This window comes from Nitrospirillum amazonense, from assembly GCF_007828035.1.
GTDB classification, from domain to species: domain Bacteria; phylum Pseudomonadota; class Alphaproteobacteria; order Azospirillales; family Azospirillaceae; genus Nitrospirillum; species Nitrospirillum amazonense.
Window position 1 is genome coordinate 61,876 of sequence record NZ_VITV01000013.1, and the last position, 19,862, is coordinate 81,737.

Consider the following 19,862-nt stretch of genomic DNA (forward strand, 5'->3'; position numbering starts at 1 on the left):
TTAAGTATTGTATTAAACCTGATTGAAATTTTAATTAATTCTTTTCATCTCCGAAAATTCGTTGTTCCCAAATGTATATTAAATGCCGTCCTTTATTTCTTCGAGTGACCAAAAAGATCCTAGATATATGCCGGCGTGGATAACGTTTTTATTAAAATTAGTGTTATTCCGAAGGTGATTTCCTATCTTCCTTTTCTCCCAATGACTGAATGTGATCACCTTCGGAAATTGCTCCATATCGATTAAGGAAAAGTGCCGAATCTCGCTAAAGAAGAAGGTGCTGTCAGGTATTCCCGAGCTGGGCCTCGCAATTTGGTTGCAGGTTGCCGCTGCGCGTCGCTGGATGTAATAGTGCCCATTCTATTGACCTTTGCCCATCATCGCCGAAATCGGCTACCACTCAATATCGAGTGCAGTGTATACCTTTAGGCGCTTGTTTTGCCTAGCCGCCCCGTCTTGGGAATCGTGTTTGGGTGGTGGGAAGGTGGCCGTCCCACGCCGTAGTCGGCCTCTCCATGCGTCAATGCGCCGTTTTTCCATTGATAATCTGGCCGATCAGGTTGAGCCGCTCACGATAGCGGGCCCCGACGGCGGCGGCGCTGTGACGCTCTTCCACACGCGATCGCGCCACCGCGACGCGCTTTGCGCGCCCATGGCTATCTTGGACCGTCTGGCGCAGGCAGTAGGCGGCGTGATCCAGATCAGGATCGGCCCAATGGGTGCCGTCCGCCAAGGGATAGGCGCCGGGCTCGACTGGAATCAGCGCGGATCGCACAGCCAACGCCGTGTCCTGGGTAATCAGTTCGTCACTACCGGACCAGCCAGTTGCCACCACCGGGCGTTCCAGGAGCATCGCTTCCGCTATGGTGCGCCCGAACCCTTCGGAACGATGCAGAGAAACATAAGCGTCGCAGGCCTCGATCAGGCCCAGCACCTCAGCCCGGGTCGTTGTCATCGCGATGATGCGAATGCGTGGGTCCTGTCGGGCCGCCTCGGCGACTGCCTCCCAAGCCGCGGAGTCGGGGGGCGCATTCATGACCTTGAGGACGAGGCCGACCGGCTCGGTCATCGTGGGGAACGCTCGTCGGAACGCCGCGATCACACCTGCGGGATTCTTACGCTCAAGGTACGAGTTGGCGTCGAACACATAAAGGAAAAGAAAGTTGCCGAGAATCGCGCCGAGTGTACTGCGGTCGAACAGCACTGGTGGCGCAAGGCGCACGCACATGGGCATATATATCACGGGCACTGGCGAAACCAGTTGCAGTGCGTCTTGTGTGAAGCGTGACGAAACCCAAACCTCATCCACCAATTCGAAGGCGACCGACCAGGGACGTGGCCAATGTGGAAGCTCCCAAGGCCAATAGCCGACGACATAACTCTCCCGAAATCGGGCTTCTCCCCGTTCCACTAGATAGCGTCCGGTGTCGAAGCCAGTCAGACAGAAGCATGTCACGGGAGCGGTGGAATGATCCGCGACGTCCGCGGCGGCCGTATAATCCTGCTGTCGCGCCGCCAAGCCTTTAGGAAAATCGAGGATCCCGAAAGGCACATCGGCGGTCCGCAACGCGGCCGCCATGGACCGGACGTCCTCGCCGATACCTAATTCACCGAACGCATAACCCACGAGGGCGACCGCGTGGTCCGGGGGGGAGATGTGTCCCTTTTGAGCGGGCGTGACCGGTTCACGCAGGGAGGGGGTGTTGCGGCCGCTCGTCAGGATATCGACGCCGAGGTGGCGGAAGCCACCCGTCAGACACCATGCCATGTAAGCCGCGCGGCCGCCATCCTCAAGGATGTTGAACTGTTGCCTCAAGCCGGCGTCGGCCGCGTGGCAAAAATGCATGAGGCGCGAAAGGCCAAGCGGACTGCCATCAGGGGCCATGGATTCCCCCTCCAGCCATTCCAGGACTCGTGGTGGGAATAGGTCCTCCAGATGAAGTTCGCGGCGCCCATAAATGAGGAGCCAACCCAGCGCTCGTTCACGCCCGCCTGGCTCCGTTGTGCGAAAAGCGGCGACGATGTCATCCCGTTGCGCGAGGATCCAATCTAGCAGGATTGGAACCTGTACGTTTTGGTCCCGGTCGACGTGGGCAGACGTGCCCAGGCTCCAGGCTAGGGCTACTTGGCCGGCAGGAGCTGACGTGTGCCGATAGTCGCGCCGGCCCCCACAGAGCCACCACAGCAGGAAGCGACGTTGGGTTGCCTCATCGTCCCAGGCCCCGCCGTTGCGCACATCGTCCCGCACTAGGTAAACAACCCAGCTGTGAAGGTCGAAGGGTTCGGGCCAATCGCGCAACCGTCCCCGCGGCACAGGCCATTGAAATTGGTTCAACCTTGCGCTCCGCTTCGGTTCAGCAGCTACCCTACTTCCCTCCCGTCGGCCGTGCCGCTTGCCAAGCCTGATCAGGGAAAACGACGACCCACCGCTTCCTGGGAAGCGGTGGGTACATGGCTCTTAATGTAGCGTGGCCAGAGGCAGATAGCTTTCAGCTTATCGGCGGGAGTTGATTAACCGCGCGGGCGAGACGCGGGGGCGGGCTTCTGTTCCCGCTCTACGGTGGAAGCCCGGCACACGCTACTCCTCGATTTGAGCGCTATCCGTGCCTCCGGGCTGTGCAGTGGCCAACTTGGCCTCAAGGGCCTCGAGGCGCCTCGTCAGACTGCTAATTTCATCAATCCTGAAGCCATTTTCTCGAGATAGCTCGCCAGTCTCTCCGATGCGGAACCCGTTTTGTTCGGCCAAGTCCAAGATCGCTTTCTTGAGAGCTGTGAACTCAATGCGCAGACTCTCGTCCTGCGCTACGGCAACGCCCGTCGCCAACTGAAGCGGGCGGATACCGTATCCAAACATGCCCAGTTCCGGATCCAGCACCCGGGAGATGGCTTCGATGGTGGACGCTTTCAACTTGTTCAAATGGTCGAAGGGCCGCCCCTGACGCTTGTGCACGAACTCATTTTCGCCTGTGGCTTCGAAGTTGGCCAGGACCATGGCGTCCTTCAGCGCATCTTCAGTCGGCGTAAGATTCAGTCGCCTTATGGCGTCCAGGACCCATGCGCCCGGATTCTGAAAGATGTCTTCGTAGCGGTAGACTATCGTATCAGCGTTCCGATAGACGAATGCGGCGAGTCCGTGAAGCGTTTCCTTATATTCGGACGCCACCGATAGACAGTGGCTGTCGATGTCGATATCAATTGGGGCCCCTTTTTCCATTTCGTCCAAGCCTTTGCCAATCTGGAAACGAGCATGGAAATTTTTCATGGCGTAATAGTGTGAAACCAGACAGTCTCGCGGGTCTCGGACAACCATGACCTTCCGTATCCCGCGCAAACTCACCTTACGAAGAGATTCGGGCGCGCTGCGGAAAGGGCCATAATAGACTTGGCTTCTCTCAAGCCCTTCGAAGATGTCTTGCGAAATGTGGCTGACGGGGACCCCGGCATTAAAATGTTCGGTCTCAATATCCCGCAATTCATAGTTGCAGGATTGTGCCAAAACCGAGAGAATTTGATTGCAGATTGAACTTCCGCCTCGCGCTATCCCGATAAACAGAATGCTTTGCTTGCCACCCGTGGTGCCGAGTTCCGTCATAAAAAAAGCCTTAATTTGTTCTCTTTGGTGACAACTTAGCCCCTCGCCCAAGGCCAGACAATGGTTTTAGGTTTGGGCTTGCGCTGGCGTTGTGCAAGCTGGGCACACATGGGGCGACACCTCCAATCGGCCTAGTTCTAATGTCATGCCCCACTTCAATGAACATGGTTCAGAAATTCGAATTTCAGAATTCGAATTTCAGAAGAAGGAAGAGAATTTTATGGTGTCGGGAGTGTGCCGTCCAATAGATAGCTACCAGGGGATCGAATTAGGGGCACTGAGGGTAGGTAGCCTCCCAGTGGATACGGAGCACATAAGAACATAAATTGCTTAAAACGACCAGTTTTTGGTTCTGGCCATGTAGCATGGTCAACCCTCCCGGAGGCAGTATGCGCTTTATAAGACGAGGGAATGGCTATGAATTTGTTGTCGATTCGACCTGTGGAGTGCCTGTCGACTGCTTTTTTTCGTTCGTCTGGTGGCGCGGCGCCTTTTGGTCGGCCCATCGCAGGCACGTCATGTTTGAGCCGGAAAGGTGGCCATCAGATCCCACTACGAACGTTAGTGACATTTTACTGATTCGGTGGCGCGAGGAGGGGCAAGATCTGGTGCCCGACGAGGAGCGGCTGGTTGGTCCGGGAAATGATCCGCGTATAGCCCTTATCAGCGGAAGGCCGATTGTTCTGTTCCGAGGTGCGCTGCAGTCCCCGCAAGAATATTACCTCTATGACGTTCGTACGGACCGTCTTGTGCCTATCAATGTCAGCGGTTTGACCGTCGCGTACGGTAAGAACTGGATGCCATTTGATTTGAATGGCGATGTGGGGGCCGTCCATGGTTTCGATCCGTTCCGAATTTTGCGCGTGTCGCCAGAGACAGGAGCCGGCCTTGTCCTCGAATCGCATCGGTGTCCGTGGGCGCCAAGGGCGCCGCATGATCGCTATGCGATGATGCGGGGCGGGGCCAACGCCCTTGTATTGGGGGATGTGGCGTTCGGTCTCGGCCATGCGACATTTGATCCTTATAGGCATGTTCCATTCCAATGGCGTAAAAACGCCGAGGGTGAACTGTCCGTGGAATATACAGCGGATTTCGAGCCGATCATTGGCGCGGGCTTCGGCATCATTGACCCCACCTCCATCCTTGAAACGGGTCGGGGGAGTTTTGTCGGCGCCTGCTGCTCCGAGCGCGACTGGTTCTTTGATCAGCGCTTCCTGAATGTGCTGTTGCCAGCAAAAATCTTGCGCCGCCGTGGAAGGCCAAGCATTTCTGTTGACACCTCCGCCTATGCGGCGCTTCCCCGCGCTTGGTTGACCACGGCCGATGTGTTGCAGGCCAACATACCCGGTCGGCCTGTTCCATACGCTGCCCGCCGCGTGGAACAGGCCGGTTTTGCGATGTTCGGACCCTACGAAAGTATCAGTCCCGGCCGATATCGTTTCAGTTTTCGCTACAGCAGCGAAGCGGAACCGGCTTTTGAATGTGGTTGGTGCGATGTCGCTATGACCCGTCCTCGTTATTCACGGGCCAATGTCCGTGTGCCGTTGATGGGGACGGGGGGCGCCATCCGCACTGTGGATATTGAATGCGTGATGCGCCTGCCACCCCATGAAGTGCATGAAACACGTATTTACTCCAATGGAATAGCACCCTTAACCGCTTACGACGTCCGGGTGTGCCGGCTGGAGGAATTGCCGGAATCGATTGGCCCCTGACCGACAGCGGGTGCAATGGGTGGGGGCTTCGAGATGGAGTGCGCCCCTTTAGGTGGGCAGTTTCAAGCCGCGGAATTGACCCGGTGATTGGGCGTGTTGTTCCTCGAACGCAATGGGGCTGAGATAGGTAGGGCCGAATGTTTGTCCGAGGTGAGGTGTGAATCGGCATGGAATAAGGACCCCATATGAGGGGTGATCGGCGTCCAATCGGGACCCCTTTTGCGCGGGTCCATACTGGCTCCCATGGCAATGGCGGGAGCCTTGATTGGGATGCTGGTGGTGGAGACGATCGCGAAGATCCGGCGCGCCTACTTTGTTCAGCAGAAGCCGATCAAGGCGATCTGCCGTGAACTGGGTTTGTCGCGGAAGGTAGTCCGCAAGGTGCTTCGTTCGGAAGCGACGGAGTTCCGGTATGAGCGGACGGCGCAGCCCCAGCCGAAGATCGGGCCATGGCGGGAACGGCTGGACGCGCTGCTATTGGCCAATGAGGCCAAAGCGGCGCGCGAGCGGCTGACGCTGGTGCGGATTTACGAGGAACTGCGGGGTGCCGGGTACAACGGCAGCTATGATGCCGTGCGGCGGTACGCCCGTTCCTGGCAGAAGGCGCGGGGGGCGTCGCAGGCGGCGGCCTATGTGCCGTTGAGCTTCGCGCCGGGGAAGGCCTATCAGTTCGATTGGAGCCACGAGGTGGTGCTGATCGGCGGGGTGACGGTCACGGTGAAGGTGGCGCATGTCCGGCTGTGCCACAGCCGGATGCTGTTCGTGCGCGCATATCCGCGTGAGACGCAGGAGATGGTGTTCGACGCCCACGACCGGGCGTTCGCCTTCTTCAAGGGCACCTGCACGCGCGGGATATACGACAACATGAAGACGGCGGTGGATGCGATCTTCGTGGGCAAGGAGCGGGCCTACAACCGGCGCTTCCAGCAGATGTGCAGCCATTACCTGGTGCAACCGGCGGCCTGCACCCCGGCGGCGGGGTGGGAGAAGGGCCAGGTTTAGAACCAGGTGGGCCTGGTGCGGGAACGGTTCTTCACGCCGCGCCTGCGGGTGGCGAGCTACGAGGAGCTGAATGGCTGGCTGCTGGACCAGTGCATCGCCTACGCCAGGGCGCACCGGCATCCTGAGCAGCGGGACCGTACCGTCTGGGAGATGTTCGAGGCGGAACGACCCAGCCTGGTGGGCTACGCGGGGCGGTTCGACGGCTTCCACGCCACCTCGGCGTCAGTGTCCAAGACCTGCCTGGTACGGTTCGACCACAACAAGTACTCGGTGGCGGCCAAGGCGGTGGGGCGCCCGGTGGAGGTGCGGGCCTATGCCGACCGGATCGAGCTGCGCCAGGACGGCCAAGTGGTGGGGACGCACGCCCGCTGCTTCGGCCGCGACCGCACCGTCTACGATCCCTGGCACTATGTGCCGGTGCTGGCGCGCAAGCCGGGGGCCCTGCGCAACGGCGCGCCCTTCAAGGACTGGGTGCCGCCCACGGCGCTGGACCGGGTGCGGCGCAAGCTGGCGGGCAGCGACGACGGCGACCGGCAGATGGTCGACATCCTGACGGCGGTGCTGAGCGACGGCCTCCCGGCGGTGGAGGCGGCCTGTGCCGAGGCGTTGCGCGAGAACGTCCATTCCGCCGCCGTCATCCTCAACATCCTGGCCCGGCGGCAGGAAGCGGCGGCGCCGGCGTCCATCCAAACGCCCGCCACGCTGATGCTGCACCATGCGCCGGTGGCCGATTGCGCCCGGTACGACACCTTGAGGAGGGTACAGTGATGGAGCGCCCGGAAATCCTGGCCGCCATGGCCGAGTTGAAGCTCTACGGCATGAAGGCGGCGTATGACGAGATCATCACCACGGCCGTCAAGCGCCAGCACGAACCCCAGCGCATCGTCGGCGACCTGCTGAGCGCGGAGATCAGCGAGAAGCAGGCGCGCTCCATCCGCTACCAGATCACCATCGCCAAGCTGCCCCTGGCCAAGGACATCGACGACTTCGCGTTCGAGGGCACGCCCATCAACCAGACCCTGGTCCGCGACCTGGCGGGCGGCGACTTCCTGACCCATCAGCGTAACGTCGTCCTGGTCGGCGGAACCGGCACCGGCAAGAGCCACCTGGCCATCGCCATCGCGCGCGCCTGCATTCGGGGTGGGCGGCGCGGTCGCTTCTTCAACGTCGTCGACCTGGTCAACAAGCTGGAGGCTGAGAGCCGCCTGGGGCGCCAGGGGCGGCTGGCCGACCACCTCAGCCGCCTGGACTTCATCATCCTGGACGAACTCGGCTACCTGCCATTCCCCCAAGCGGGCGGCCAGCTCCTGTTCCATCTCATCAGCCGCCTCTATGAACAGACCTCGGTCATCGTCACCACCAACCTCGCCTTCGGCGAATGGCCGTCCGTCTTCGGCGATGCCAAGATGACCACAGCCCTGCTCGACCGCCTGACCCACCACTGCGAGATCGTCGAGACCGGCAACGAGAGCTGGCGCTTCAAGAACCGCGCCTGACCGCCCTCCCATCACCGCCCGCCGCCCCGGACCCCACCCCCGCGGGTTCCCCCGGTGGGCGCACAGGCACCTCCCGTCCCCTCCGCTCCACGCATCGCCGGAGGCGCTGCGCTCCGGGGACGGGGCCCTCCTATGCGCTACCGGGACAACCCTATTGCCAGCACATCACTGGGGTCCCTATTGGGCGCCGATACGGGGTCCCGTTACGCCGCCGATTATAGGATGGCCCGCCCCTCTCGAAGCGATGGGTTAAGATCGCAGACCTTTGCGAGAGGGAGAGGAGCGGACCGATGAATATCGTTGTTCTTGGGATCGACCTTGGCAAGAATTCCTGCAGCGTTGCCGGACTGAACGCCGCCGGTCAGGTTGTGCTTCGCCGCCGGCTGAAGCGGGAGGGCCTCGCCGGATTGGCTCGGCAGTGGCCTGGGTGCGTCGTGGCGATGGAGGCATGCTGCGGGGCGCATCACCTGGGCCGTCAGTTGGCGGCGCAGGGGCATGAGGTCCGGCTGATGTCGCCGGAATATGTGAGCCCCTACGTGAAGGCGCAAAAGAACGACGACCGGGACGCCGAGGCGATTGCGGAGGCGGCGACGCGGCCGACGATGCGCTTTGTCGAGGTGAAGACCCAAGCGCAGTCGGACATGCAATCGCTGCACAGGGCGCGGGAGCGCCTGGTGAACGACCGGACCGCGCTGATCAACCACCTGCGGGCACTCCTGCTGGAGCGGGGCATCACCGTGGCGCAGGGGCGGCGCAAGCTGGAAAAGGAATTGCCCGGCATCCTGGCCGACGAGGCGTTGGGCTTGAGCCCTCGCATCCGCCAGTTGGTCAGCGATTTGCGCGAGGAATGGCAGGGGCTGGATCACCGGATCGCCGCGTTCGACACCGAGTTCGTCGCCCAGGCCCGCAACGACGAGACGGTCCGCCGCCTGATCTCGGTGCCCGGCATTGGCAGCATCAACGCGACGGCGCTGGTGGCGGCCGTCGGTGATGGCCGTGCGTTTGCGCGCGGCCGGGATATGGCAGCCTGGCTGGGGCTGGTGCCGCGCCAGATGACGACGGGGGGCAAACCCAAGCTGCTCGGCATCAGCAAGCGCGGCAACCGCTACTTGCGCAAGAACCTGATCCACGGCGCCCGGGCGGTGCTGCCGTTGCTGGTCGAGCGCGATACGCCGCTCGGCCGCTGGGTGAAAGGCTTGCTGGAGCGCGCCCACAAGAACACCGTGGTGGTGGCGGCGCTCGCCAACAAATTGGCGCGCATCGCCTGGGCCGTCCTGACGGGTGGACAAGGCTTCGATGCGGCACATGCCGTGGCGGCATGAGACGAAATTGATCGGCGCGCGGTCAACGTTGCGCACGGTCGCCGGTGTCTGCGGGCGGTAGGACGAGATGGCCTGGCAGTCGAACGGCAGTACGGAAACCTGGGCGTTGTCAACGGCCTTCGAGGCCGGGCCGATTATGAGGACCGGGCTGCTCGGATCTCCATCTTGGCAGGGGGCATTGCCCCGAGGCCGGATACGTTGAAGCAGACTGATCAAGGCGGGATCGTCAAACCACCTGTGGACGGGGCGGGCCATACGTTGACACTCGTTGGTATTACGTATGTATCGGCATGGAATTTTCACGCCGGTTCACAGCCAGGGTGAACCACTGCTTGACCGCCACCTGCCACGCTATCCTAACAACGTGGTCAGTGCCCTTTCCAGGTGCTCTGGTTCGATCACGAAGTCATTTCGGCCCACAGCGTGGTTTGTAACAACTCGACCAAAGATCTCGGCGTAGGTCATTCCTATCTGGCCAGCCACATCCCAGAAAAACGGGTCAATGAAGTCGCCGGGAGATAGGCAAATCGCAGTCGCTTCGGGCTGGCAGAAGACAAGATTGGCCAATGCCGCGCCCTTAACTCCCATGACTACCTCAGCGGAACTGAGCAACTGTGCCTGTTCAGTCAGCGACATTCCGCTGGTGAAGACCGTTCTGAAGCCAAATTGATCCAGCAAATCCTTGAGCGCATCCTCATTAGCCAAAGTGCGCGTCTTCACATCTGCTCGTGACAGGTATAAGCGCTCACCATGATTGATTTTGACGCGGTTTTCGACGAAGGCCGCTTTAAGTTTGATCATGGCCGGAGGCCACTTGATCATGGGGGGGCGATGCAGAGGGGTGACATAAAGGAGATTGGAGAACCGCCATGTGACATTATCTGGCATCTCGATAACGTTGGTGCCAGGGCAAATTATATTTATTGTTTCCTGGACAATATTTCTTTGGATTTGACTTTCATTCGCACCGACGACAATGGTCAATTGGTCGGCCTCGATCTGTTGCGAGAAATGCGCAAGAATTGTAGCATTATCTACAAGCCAATGGCCGTAATTCCGATACCAGGGCCGTTTTACTAGAATGCAGGGTGCCTCTACTAGAGTACTCGGGGAGTGCGCGAATGCAAAGGTTCGATCCGCCTGACCTTGACAGAAGCCTTCGGGAACCTGCCGGTGGGCCAGATATTCAATTGCACTTTCTTCGATGAGCAAGCCGTTGCGCGTGACCACCGTCCCTTGCCCGGTAACATAAGCACCTACTAACGTCGTTGCGCTTATCTGTGGGTAGAATTGCTCATAAATATTTCTGTAATAATCGAATATACCCCGAACTTCGGCGTTAATATGAAAATCGTCTACCAGTGCCATAGGACGTCGTAAATAGCTTCCCCTGGGAGATAGCTGGTTGACGTGTTTGATGCCAGTTTCCTCAAGGGAAGACAGGTCATTTCCATCGATAATGGATTCAAGGCTTCTGACGATTAATGAGATCGGATCATCCAAAGCCATATCCTCGGCGTTGATAAGTAAACAAACAAGCTGCTCATACACTAAGACGGAGAACAGAGTACTACCTTTAATGTAAAACCGGTTATGTCGTAGTGTTGCATCGGACCGTCGTTGCCGCAACGTCGATATGACTGTGCGACGCTTGGCAGTTGACCGCCTTTTAGCATGGGCATCCACCTGTCACTCAAGTACGGCAAGTTCGGACTGAACCGACTGTTGGCGAGCGGCGGTCAGTGGGTGCAGCCAGACCAGGAATGCCGATGTCATATGCGCCGCCATGGGTACCCAGATGGCGGCAACGGCCAGCACCATGAGGGCCTGGGGTGTCTGCGGTACGCTTGCGGCCTGGGCGTCAAAGCCTGCCGCGCTTAAAGCGGTCAACGCCAGCGCCGGCCCCACGGCCGCGGCCAGCTTGTCGGAAACGGAGAGCAAGGAGGCCAGGGTACCCATTTGGTCCGCGCCGGTGGCCAGGCGGCGTTCGTCAGCCAAATCCGCCATCATGGAGCGCACGAGGATAGGATCGGCGGAGAGGAAGAGGCCGAAGCCCCCCAGGATGACGATGCCTGTGGGCAAAGTGGTCCACGGAACCAGATGGACGACCAGATACATTGTCGCCAAGCCGCCGAAGGCAAGCGTCATGGCGCGGTGCTTTTCCAGCCGGCTGCCCATCTGGCTCCAGACGTACGTTCCCAGCATGGCGCCCACCTTGACCGCGAACAGCAACGTTGCCGTCTGCACCCGGTCCAGACCGTGGAAGGTTCCATAATAGAAAAAGAACATGGCCCCGCCCGCGTAGACGGCGGCGCTGGAGAGGAAATCGGCGGCGAGCAGGCGGGTGATGCCGGCTTGGCCCAGCAGGCTGAGATAATCGCGTCGCCCCGGTGCCCGTCGGCGGCTTCCCGCATGCTCTGGCACCAGAATCAGGGCCGCGCCGACCCCCAAAGGCAGGCTTAGCAGCACGAACCAGCCCATGGCGGGCAGAAGCTGCTGCGGCGTCGAGCGCAAGGCGGGCAATAAGGGCAGGGCGGTGACGAGCAGGCCCCCTACCAGGAAAAGCGTCTGCCACCAGGCGAAGACGCTGTTCCGTTCGTCGTAGTCCCCCGACAGCGTGCCGCCCCAACCCAGATGCGAGACGAAACACAGCGACCACGCGCTATAGGTTCCGGCTAAGCCAAGCGCCAAGTGGAGGAAGCCGGCGTCGGGTGGCGGCATGTACAGATACTTGACCGACAGCATCAACAGGGGTGTACCAATCGCCAGCCACAGGCGGAACCGGCCAAAGCGGGAGCGTGTCCTGTCCGTCAGGATCCCCACAACAGGATCGATGGCGATGTCGGCCAAGCGCGCGACCAGAAAGGCCGTGCCGACGAGCCCTAGGGGAAGCCCCACCACGGTTCCGTAATAGTCGGGAAGATAAATCAGCAGCGGCAAGCCTAAGGCCGCCAACCCCACAGTTGGGGCGGCGTAAGCCACCTTGGTCAGTATGCGCATGCCCCCGTCCCCGCCATCCAAGCCCCCGGAAGATTCAATACCCGTCGCAGGACCCGGTGTCGCGACAGCAGAACACTCTGCCATCGGCGTCAGGCGGATGCCAATGATCCGAAGGACGGCGCAATCGTTCAGGGATAGGACGGACTCAGGCGCTTAAGGCTTCCCGCTCGCAGGTGGTCGGCAATTGCGAGGCGGGCGGCGTCAGGGTCAGGTGGTTGTGCCCCAAGGCGAAGGCCAAGGCCCGCGCCGTCATTGCCAGGGCGGGGCGGTCATCATCCGTGGCCAGCCAGCGCAGCTGGGCGTCGAATTGCGCCTCCTTGCCGTTCTGGGCGGCGGCGACCAGCTGCAACACCTGCCGTTCATCCGCCGTCAGGCTGGGGCAGCCCGGATGGCCGATGGACAATTCCCGACGGCAAGTGTGAATCAGGGCCAGCAGGAAAGTGTGCAGGGTGGCCAGCACCTCCCGCCCATCTTCGCCGCAGGTGTCGGCGAACTCCCGTCCCACCAGGGGGCCGTAGTCCTTGCCCTTGACCATGCGGCGCAGGGCCCACACAAGCAAATGCTCGCCGGGGCCGAATTCCGGCGTGTGGTCCATCGTTCCGGCAATGGCATCCATCAACGACATCATCAGTCCCCCGGCCACTTCCACCCCAACGCCAGGGAGGCTAAGCGCCGTAGATGCAAATCATTCTCAAATCATAACCCATGTCCGCGCCAATGGCAAAGAGCGCCGTCACAGGCTGTTGGGTCGATCGTCACCGGCTCCGCCCGCATCACTCTACACCCCTCCGCCATCGGCCCGCCATCACCCGACCATGCCTGTCGCTGGTTCCCGGCTGGTCCCTGATGGCAGGGAGTGGCAGACAAGCGCCTGAGAGGCGGCTTATGCTGGTTACAACCCACCCCCAGCAAATTGGGGGCCCGTTCCGGAACGGCAAGAGGACCTTGGCAGAATGGCACCTCGCTTCGATATCGACCTGCTCATGCCCGCCCCCATGATGCCCTTCATCATGGAGCGGCTGGACCAGGCCTTCCATGTGCACAAGCTCTGGCTGGCGGCGGATGCCGAAGCCCTGCTGGCGGAGGTCGCCCCCCGCGTCCGCGCCATCGCCGCCGCCGGCGGGGCGGCCATCACCGCCGACCTGATGAGGCGGCTTCCCAGGCTGGAATGCGTGTCCGGCTTCGGCGTGGGTTACGACAGCATCGACGCCCACTGGGCCGGGACCCACGGCATCACGGTCACCAACACGCCCGACGTGCTGACGGAGGAGGTGGCGGATACGGCATTGGCCCTGACGTTGATGGCGGTTCGACGCCTGCCGCAGGCCGAACGCCACCTGCGCGCTGGCCGTTGGCTGGAAAAGCCCTTCCCCCTAACACCTTCGCTGCGCGGCCGCACGGCCGGCATTCTGGGCCTGGGGCGCATCGGCAAGGCCATCGCCCGGCGTTTGGCCGCCTGCGGCGTGCCGGTGCACTATCACGGCCGTCACCGGCAGGCGGATGTCGATCTTCCCTACCATGCGACGCCTGTCGACCTCGCCCGGGCGGTGGACGTGCTGGTGGTGGTGACCCCGGGCGGCTCGGAGACGCGCAACCTGGTGGACGCGGCGGTGCTGAAAGCCCTGGGCCCCGATGGCATCCTCGTCAACATCGCCCGGGGCACGGTGGTCGACGAGCAGGCGCTGGTGGCAGCCCTGCGGGATGGCACCATCCTGGGCGCCGGCCTGGACGTGTTCGCGCAGGAGCCCCAGGTACCTCAGGCGCTGCTGGACCTCGACAACGCGGTGCTGCTGCCCCACGTCGGATCCGCCACCATCCATACCCGCCAGGCGATGGGTCAGCTGGTGGTGGACAATCTGGTCGCCTGGGCTCAGGGCCGGCCGGTGCTGACGCCTGTGCCGGAAACGCCCATTAAGGCCGGCTGATTCTCACAGCCAGCCCCGGCGGCGGAAATACCAATAGGGCAGGATGGCGGAGACGACCATCAAGCACAGCGCGCCGGGATAGCCGAAGACCAGGTCCAGTTCCGGCATGTGCTTGAAGTTCATGCCGTAGATGGAGGCGATCAGCGTCGGGGGCAGGAATATGACGGCCGCGACGCTGAAGATCTTGATGATGGCGTTCTGCTGGATATTGATCAGGCCCAGGGTCGAATCCAGCAGAAATTGCGTCGTCTGCGCCAGGTACAGGTTGTAGTCCAGCAAGGACTGGATGTCGCCGTTCAGCGTGTTCAGGATCAGCTTGATTTCCGGGGCGATGGGCGTGGCCTTTTCCGCCGCCTTGAGGAAGGACACGGTGCGGGCAAGGCTGTGCAGGCTCTCCCGTACGCGGGATGCCAGGTCGCCGCTGCGACCGATGCGCTTCAGCGCGTTCTGCAGGTCGGCGTCGATGATGCTGGGCGACTGCTCCCCGCCCTGGCTGAAGACGGAGCGGGACAAGGTGTCCAGCCCGTCCTTAACCTCTTCCAGGACATCGGCGACCCGGCCGACGATGGCGGTCAGGATGCCCAGCAGGATGGCCTCGGGGTCGGTGGGCACATCGTTGCCCTGGTCCACCCGGGTGGAGAAGGTGCGGAAGGGCGTGCTGTCCAGGTAACGCACTGTCACCAGATGCTGGGGCGTCAGGATGAAGGTGGCGTCGGCCAGGGCCGGGCCCAACGGCGCCTGGCGAGTCAGCACCCTTACCGTCATCACCAAGGCGTCGCCGGATTTATACACCTGGGCGCTGGTCTCGATCTCCCGCATCTCTTCCCGCGTGGGAATCTCCACCCCCAGCGCCGCTTCGACCGCCGCTTCCTCCTCCCTGGTGGGGGCGATCATGTCGATCCACAGGTCGTCGGCCAGGCAGTCGGCGCCCGATTCACGTCGCGTCAGGGTGCCGTTTTCCAGGCGGTACAGGGTGAGCATCCAGGCGTCTTTCCAAATAGGGGGCGCCCGCAAGAAGGAAGGCCGTTCATCCGGAAAGGCAAGCGCCACGGCTTGGACGCAAACGCATCGCTCCTCCGCCCAAGGATAGGCGGCGAGCCTATGCCTCCGTCAGCGCCCGGATCTTCCGCCCCAGTTCGTCGAGGTCAAAGGGTTTGGCGATGTAGTCCATGCCCTCGCCGACGAAGGCGGAGCGCTGGCTGGCACCTTCGGCGTAGCCGGTGGCGAACAGGATCTTGAGGCCGGGCCGCAGGCGGCGGGCTTCGTGCGCCAGCGCGCGTCCGTTCATGCCGGGCAGGCCGACATCGGTCAGCAGCAGATCGATGGCGCCGGGCCCTTCCAGGTGGGGCAGGGCGTCGGCGGCCGTTTCGGCCTCGATGACGCCGTAGCCATGCTCCTCCAGGATATCGACCACCACCATGCGCACCACCAGTTCGTCCTCCACCACCAGCACGGTGCCCCGACCCTTGGGCGGGGTCTCATGCGGGGTGGGCTTGGGCGTCTCCGCCGTGGCTGGGGCGCTACGGTCGCGGGGCATGTACAGGCAGATGGTGGTTCCCTTGCCCGGGATCGACGCCAGCGTGACATGCCCCCCGACCTGGCGGGCGAAACCATAGATCATGGAGAGGCCCAGGCCCGTGCCGTGGCCGATGGGCTTGGTGGTGAAGAAGGGGTCGAACGCCTTCTCCAGCACCTCCGGTGGCATGCCGGTGCCGGTGTCCGTGACACAAGTCAGGACGTAGTCGCCGGGCTGCAGGTCGGCGGACGCCCGCTCGTCCCCCTCGGCGATAGTGACGTTGCTGGTCTGGATGGTCAGCCGCCCGCCCACCGTCATGGCGTCGCGGGCGTTGATGGCCAGGTTCAGGATGGCGCTCTCGAACTGGTTGGCATCCGTAATGGCCGGCCATACCTCGGGCGCCAGGGATATCTGCAGGTCGATGCCCTGGCCGAGGGTTCGGCGCAGCAGGTCATCCAGCGAGCTCACCAGCTGGTTGATGTCGGCGGGCTTCAGATCCAGCGTCTGGCGCCGGGCGAAGGCCAGCAGGCGGTGGGTCAGGCCGGCCGCCCGGTGGGCGGAGGACAGGATGTTGTCGACATAGCGGCCGATGCTGTCGAAACGGGCGTCGCGCACCCGCTTCTGGATCAGGTCGGCGGCACCGACGATCCCGGCCAGCATGTTGTTGAAATCATGCGCGATGCCCCCCGTCAGCTGGCCGATGGCCTCCATCTTGTGCGATTGGCGCAGGGCCTCTTCCTTGATGCGCAGCTCCTCCGTGCGCGCCACCACCTCCGCCTCCAGCGCATCGCGGGCCAGCTTGGTTTCGGTGATATCGATGGCGCAGCCCAGAAAGCCCAGGAAGGTGCCGGCGTCGTCGAAACGCGGGCTGCTTTCACAGCGTAGCCAGCGCACCTCGCCCGTGGCCTTGCGCACGCGCATGTCATCCAGGAACGGGGTGCGCCCGACGAACAGCGCCCGGCGCACGGCGCTCAGCGTGGGCCAGTCGTCTTCATGGATCAGGGCGGCCCAGCCCTCCGCCTCCATGCGCGCGGGCGGAATGCCGAATTCCGTTTCAAAGCGGCGGTTGGCGAAGATGATGCGGCCGTCGGCGTCGGACGACCAGATCAGGGCGGGTGTGTTGTCCGCCATGGACCGGAAGCGCTGCTCGCTTTCCCGCAGCGCCTGGGCCGCCCGCCGTGCCTCGCGGCGGTCTTCCGCTTCGCGCAAGGCGCGGGCCACCACCATGGGAATGCGGGCCAGGTTGCGCTTGGTCACATAGTCGGTGGCGCCGGCGCGCAGGGCTTCGGTCGCGAACTCCTCACCGATGACGCCGGAGATGAAGATGAAGGGCACCGCCGGGTCGCGGGCGCGGGCAAGTTCCAGCGCCGCCAGGCCATTGAAGCCGGGCAGGGAATAGTCGGACAGGATGATGTCGAAGTCGCTCCCGGCCAGCGCGGCCTCATATTCCGCCCGCACGGCCACGCGCGTCAGGATCAAGGGCTGATCGATCTTGCGGAACTGGTGGGCAATCAGTTCCGCATCGATGTCGCTGTCTTCCACCAACAGCAGGGCGACAGGCTTTTCCGCGGATGGCGACACTAAAAATCTCCAGGCACGGGCTCGTTCAGCACCGCCCAGAAGATACCTAGGTCGCGGATGGCTTCGAAAAAGGCCTTGAAGTCCACCGGCTTCACCACGAAGGAATTGACCCCGTAGTGATAGCTGCGCACCACGTCGCTCTCCTCGCGGGAGGACGTCAGCATGACGATGGGGGTGGCGCGATGCCGGGGGTGGGATTTCACCTTTTCCAGCACCTCCAGGCCGTCCACCTTGGGTAGCTTCAGGTCAAGCAGCACGACGGCCGGGGCGCCCGGCTCACGGTTCGCAAATTGGCCCTCGCTGAAAATGTACTCCAGCGCCTCCACACCGTCGCGGACGACCACGATTTCGTTGGCCAACTGGGTTTTCCTGAGCGCGGCCAGGGTCAGTTCGACGTCGGCGGGATTGTCCTCGACGAGAAGGATGGGTCTAAGCGTGGCCACGGTTTCCTCCTGTCTTTCGCTTAGGTAGGGTGAAGCTGAAGGCGGCGCCCTGGCCGACGGCACCTTTGGCTTCCAGTGTGCCGCCGTGCCGGTCGATGATGCGTTTCGTCAATGCCAGGCCGATGCCGGTGCCCTCGAAATCCTCTTGCCGGTGCAGGCGCTGGAACACCTGGAACAGCTTGCCGGCATAGTTCATGTCGAAGCCGACGCCGTTGTCCTCCACGCAGTACAGCACCTCGTCGGGCCGGTCCTGGCCCCAGACCTTGATGCGGGGCGGGGTGGCGTCCCGGCTGTATTTCAAGGCGTTGTCCACCAGGTTGAACAGGGCCTGGCGCACCAGGGTGGTGTCGCCCCAGGCGGGGGGCAGGACGCCGATTTCCCATTCCACCTGCCGCTGCCCTTCGGTGATGGCCAGGCTGCGCCGGATTTCCGCCATCACCTTGGCCATGTCGATGCGGGTCATCTTCAGGCTGGTGCGGCCCAGTTGCGAGAAGTGCAGCAGGTCGTCCACCAGCTCACCGGCCGACAGGGCCGCGGCGATGATGCCGTCCAGGTAGTGGCGGGACAGGGCTTTCAGATCAGGCTCCTCCTCGCCCAGCAGTTCGGCATAGCCCGCGATGTGGCGGAAAGGCGCCCTCAGGTCATGGGAGATGGAGTAGGAGAAGGCCTCCAGCTCCTTGTTCGAGCGCTGCAGTTCCTCCGTCAGTTGGGCGCGCTCCTCGGCCCGTTGCAGGACGAAGTTGATGATGGCGCCGCGGAAGTCGGCGGCGCTCAGCAGTTCGGCCGCCCGCCAGGGCTGGGCGCGCTCGCGCACCTCCTGCTTCCAGGCCTCGAACGACAGGCGCGGATGCAGGCGGCCGGCGGTGTCCGTGGCCTTGGCCGCACGGGGATCGCCACCCCAGCGCACGGTCTCCACCACTTCCGGGCGGAACCATAGGATGAAGCTGGCATGAAGGCGCGAGATGGGAACGGCGATGACGCCGCTGGCGACACCGGCGATGTCCCTGCCCGGCGGCCAGTCCGTGCCCAGGGTGCTGGTGGCATAGATCTGGTCGACGTTCCGGGTCCGCAGCCACTCGACCAGGGCCAGGATGCTGTCGATGGGCGGCGCCTTGCCGGCGGCCAGGACGATCCCATCGGTGACGACGGCCGCCCCGGCGCTGTTGGTGAGGGCCAGCCACTGGCTGGCGCAGTCCACCAGGCCGGCCTGGAAACCGGGCGCCCGCGCCAGGTGGGCCACCAGTTCCGTCTCGATGTTTTTCAGCCGCAGCCGTTCGTCGATCTCGGCCGCCCGCTCGCGGGCCGCGATCTGCTGCGCCACGATGCGGCCCAGGAAGTCGCAGGCGGCGCGAATCTGGGGACTGACATAGCGCGGCTGGGCATGATGGCAGGAGATCAGGCCCCACAACCGCCCGTCGATGACGATGGAGATGGACAGCGAGGCCGCCGTGCCCATGTTGCGCATGTATTCCAGATGCACGGGCGAAACGCTGCGCAACGCCACGAAACTCATGTCCAGCGGCGCGCCGTCGGTGGGGCACAGGGCGGGTATCAGCGGCTCGGGCGTGTACGTGGCGGTCGGGATCAGGCGCAGGCGGTTCGTGCGATACAATTCCCGCGCCTGGGCCGGGATGTCGGAGGCGGGGAAGCGCAGATCGAGGTAGGAGGGCAGGGTGCCGTCCCCCTTTTCCGCAATGACGGTGCCGTTCCAGTCCTCATCGAAGCGATAGATCAGGACGCGGTTGAAGCCGGTCAGGGTCTGCACTTCCGCCGCAACACCGGCGCTGAGATCCGCCACGGTCTGCAGCCCATCGGAATTGTCCAGGAAGTCGCGCAGCAGTTGGTAGAGGCTGGCGCTGCGCCCGCGCTCGGCCTCGTCGAAAGATTCGAATTCCAGGATCAGGCCTTGGGATGCGCGCTGGCCGCTGACATGGAAGGTGCGGCCGTCGATCTGGTATTGCTCCAGAAAGGCGGTATCCGTGCCGTCGGCCCAGAGGCGGACGTCATTCTCCAACGCCGTGCGTGGGCCCACCAGGTCACCCAGCGTCTGGCTGCCGTCGAAGGCGACCGGGCGGTCCAGGATGGCGCCCAGGTTCGCGCTGGCCTGGATCACGACCAGGTCGTCCGGCCGCAGTACCGCCAGCGCGCCGTGGGGCTGGATGCCGCCGGGAATGCGGATGGGTTCCCGCGCGCACTGGTCCAGCAGCTCCTGGGGCACGGGCGGTACGTCCGGGGCGAGATCGGTGTTTCCTGGGCTATGTGACGTGACC

General features: G+C 62.9%; 13 protein-coding genes and 1 pseudogene. 5 read left to right on the forward strand and 9 right to left on the reverse strand.

Translation table 11 applies throughout. The annotated features are described in order from the left end of the window. Nucleotides 1-520: 520 nt before the first annotated feature. Nucleotides 521-1,885, reverse strand: a complete 1,365-nt coding sequence (locus FBZ87_RS25510; RefSeq protein WP_145613400.1) for a glycosyltransferase — start codon at nucleotides 1,883-1,885, stop codon at nucleotides 521-523. Between the two features lie 693 nt (nucleotides 1,886-2,578). Next, on the reverse strand, nucleotides 2,579-3,592 hold the full coding sequence (locus tag FBZ87_RS25515) for a sulfotransferase domain-containing protein (protein WP_145613401.1): 1,014 nt from the start codon (nucleotides 3,590-3,592) through the stop codon (nucleotides 2,579-2,581). A gap of 608 nt (nucleotides 3,593-4,200) precedes the next feature. Here FBZ87_RS25515 and FBZ87_RS25520 point away from each other — a divergent pair. From FBZ87_RS25520 to FBZ87_RS25535, 4 genes and pseudogenes are all read left to right on the forward strand, one after another. After that, complete coding sequence (locus FBZ87_RS25520; RefSeq protein ID WP_145613402.1) at nucleotides 4,201-5,307, forward strand: hypothetical protein; 1,107 nt, start codon at nucleotides 4,201-4,203, stop codon at nucleotides 5,305-5,307. Nucleotides 5,308-5,577: 270 nt separating this feature from the next. After that, nucleotides 5,578-7,077, forward strand: a pseudogene (istA, locus tag FBZ87_RS25525) (IS21 family transposase). Then, nucleotides 7,077-7,805: an IS21-like element helper ATPase IstB gene (gene istB, locus FBZ87_RS25530; protein ID WP_145613403.1), complete on the forward strand. Its 729-nt coding sequence runs from the start codon at nucleotides 7,077-7,079 to the stop codon at nucleotides 7,803-7,805. Before istA ends, istB begins: the two are co-directional and overlap by 1 nt. A 290-nt stretch (nucleotides 7,806-8,095) precedes the next feature. Beyond that, nucleotides 8,096-9,127, forward strand: a complete 1,032-nt coding sequence (locus FBZ87_RS25535) for an IS110 family RNA-guided transposase (RefSeq protein WP_145613404.1) — start codon at nucleotides 8,096-8,098, stop codon at nucleotides 9,125-9,127. A gap of 351 nt (nucleotides 9,128-9,478) precedes the next feature. Here FBZ87_RS25535 and FBZ87_RS25540 read toward each other — a convergent pair whose 3' ends face one another. The 3 genes from FBZ87_RS25540 to FBZ87_RS25550 form a co-directional block, all read right to left on the reverse strand. Next, nucleotides 9,479-10,630, reverse strand: coding sequence for a glycosyltransferase family 61 protein (locus FBZ87_RS25540; RefSeq protein WP_186454974.1), 1,152 nt, complete (start codon nucleotides 10,628-10,630; stop codon nucleotides 9,479-9,481). 186 nt (nucleotides 10,631-10,816) lie between these two features. Beyond that, a complete protein-coding gene (locus tag FBZ87_RS25545) occupies nucleotides 10,817-12,127 on the reverse strand; it encodes an MFS transporter (protein ID WP_186454975.1) in 1,311 nt (436 codons plus the stop codon). 145 nt (nucleotides 12,128-12,272) lie between these two features. Beyond that, nucleotides 12,273-12,743: a hypothetical protein gene (locus FBZ87_RS25550; RefSeq protein WP_145613407.1), complete on the reverse strand. Its 471-nt coding sequence runs from the start codon at nucleotides 12,741-12,743 to the stop codon at nucleotides 12,273-12,275. 337 nt (nucleotides 12,744-13,080) lie between these two features. On the opposite strand from FBZ87_RS25550, the gene FBZ87_RS25555 reads away from it, so the two are divergent. Then, nucleotides 13,081-14,052 carry a 2-hydroxyacid dehydrogenase gene (locus FBZ87_RS25555; RefSeq protein WP_145613408.1) on the forward strand — a complete coding sequence of 324 codons (972 nt, stop codon included), beginning with the start codon at nucleotides 13,081-13,083 and terminating at the stop codon, nucleotides 14,050-14,052. A gap of 3 nt (nucleotides 14,053-14,055) precedes the next feature. Here FBZ87_RS25555 and FBZ87_RS25560 read toward each other — a convergent pair whose 3' ends face one another. The 4 genes from FBZ87_RS25560 to FBZ87_RS25575 all read right to left on the reverse strand — a co-directional run bounded on the left by FBZ87_RS25560 (nucleotide 14,056) and on the right by FBZ87_RS25575 (nucleotide 19,810). Next, nucleotides 14,056-15,033 carry a magnesium transporter CorA family protein gene (locus FBZ87_RS25560; protein ID WP_145613409.1) on the reverse strand — a complete coding sequence of 326 codons (978 nt, stop codon included), beginning with the start codon at nucleotides 15,031-15,033 and terminating at the stop codon, nucleotides 14,056-14,058. 118 nt (nucleotides 15,034-15,151) lie between these two features. Next, nucleotides 15,152-17,149, reverse strand: coding sequence for a response regulator (locus FBZ87_RS25565; protein WP_145613410.1), 1,998 nt, complete (start codon nucleotides 17,147-17,149; stop codon nucleotides 15,152-15,154). Next, nucleotides 17,149-17,592 (reverse strand): response regulator, encoded by a 444-nt coding sequence (locus FBZ87_RS25570; protein WP_004273032.1) that lies wholly within the window; start codon nucleotides 17,590-17,592, stop codon nucleotides 17,149-17,151. The genes FBZ87_RS25565 and FBZ87_RS25570 overlap by 1 nt, the downstream gene beginning before the upstream one ends. Next, nucleotides 17,579-19,810: an ATP-binding protein gene (locus tag FBZ87_RS25575; RefSeq protein WP_186454976.1), complete on the reverse strand. Its 2,232-nt coding sequence runs from the start codon at nucleotides 19,808-19,810 to the stop codon at nucleotides 17,579-17,581. The genes FBZ87_RS25570 and FBZ87_RS25575 overlap by 14 nt, the downstream gene beginning before the upstream one ends. Nucleotides 19,811-19,862: the final 52 nt, after the last annotated feature.

What these genes read in the sequence shown, in the direction of transcription:
- FBZ87_RS25510 (WP_145613400.1), bottom strand. Translation starts at nt 1,885, where the DNA reads ATGGCCCCTGATGGCAGTCCGCTTGGCCTTTCGCGCCTCATGCATTTT.
- FBZ87_RS25515 (WP_145613401.1), bottom strand. Translation starts at nt 3,592, where the DNA reads ATGACGGAACTCGGCACCACGGGTGGCAAGCAAAGCATTCTGTTTATC.
- istB (WP_145613403.1), top strand. Translation starts at nt 7,077, where the DNA reads ATGGAGCGCCCGGAAATCCTGGCCGCCATGGCCGAGTTGAAGCTCTAC.
- FBZ87_RS25535 (WP_145613404.1), top strand. Translation starts at nt 8,096, where the DNA reads ATGAATATCGTTGTTCTTGGGATCGACCTTGGCAAGAATTCCTGCAGC.
- FBZ87_RS25545 (WP_186454975.1), bottom strand. Translation starts at nt 12,127, where the DNA reads ATGCGCATACTGACCAAGGTGGCTTACGCCGCCCCAACTGTGGGGTTG.
- FBZ87_RS25550 (WP_145613407.1), bottom strand. Translation starts at nt 12,743, where the DNA reads ATGGATGCCATTGCCGGAACGATGGACCACACGCCGGAATTCGGCCCC.
- FBZ87_RS25555 (WP_145613408.1), top strand. Translation starts at nt 13,081, where the DNA reads ATGGCACCTCGCTTCGATATCGACCTGCTCATGCCCGCCCCCATGATG.
- FBZ87_RS25560 (WP_145613409.1), bottom strand. Translation starts at nt 15,033, where the DNA reads ATGCTCACCCTGTACCGCCTGGAAAACGGCACCCTGACGCGACGTGAA.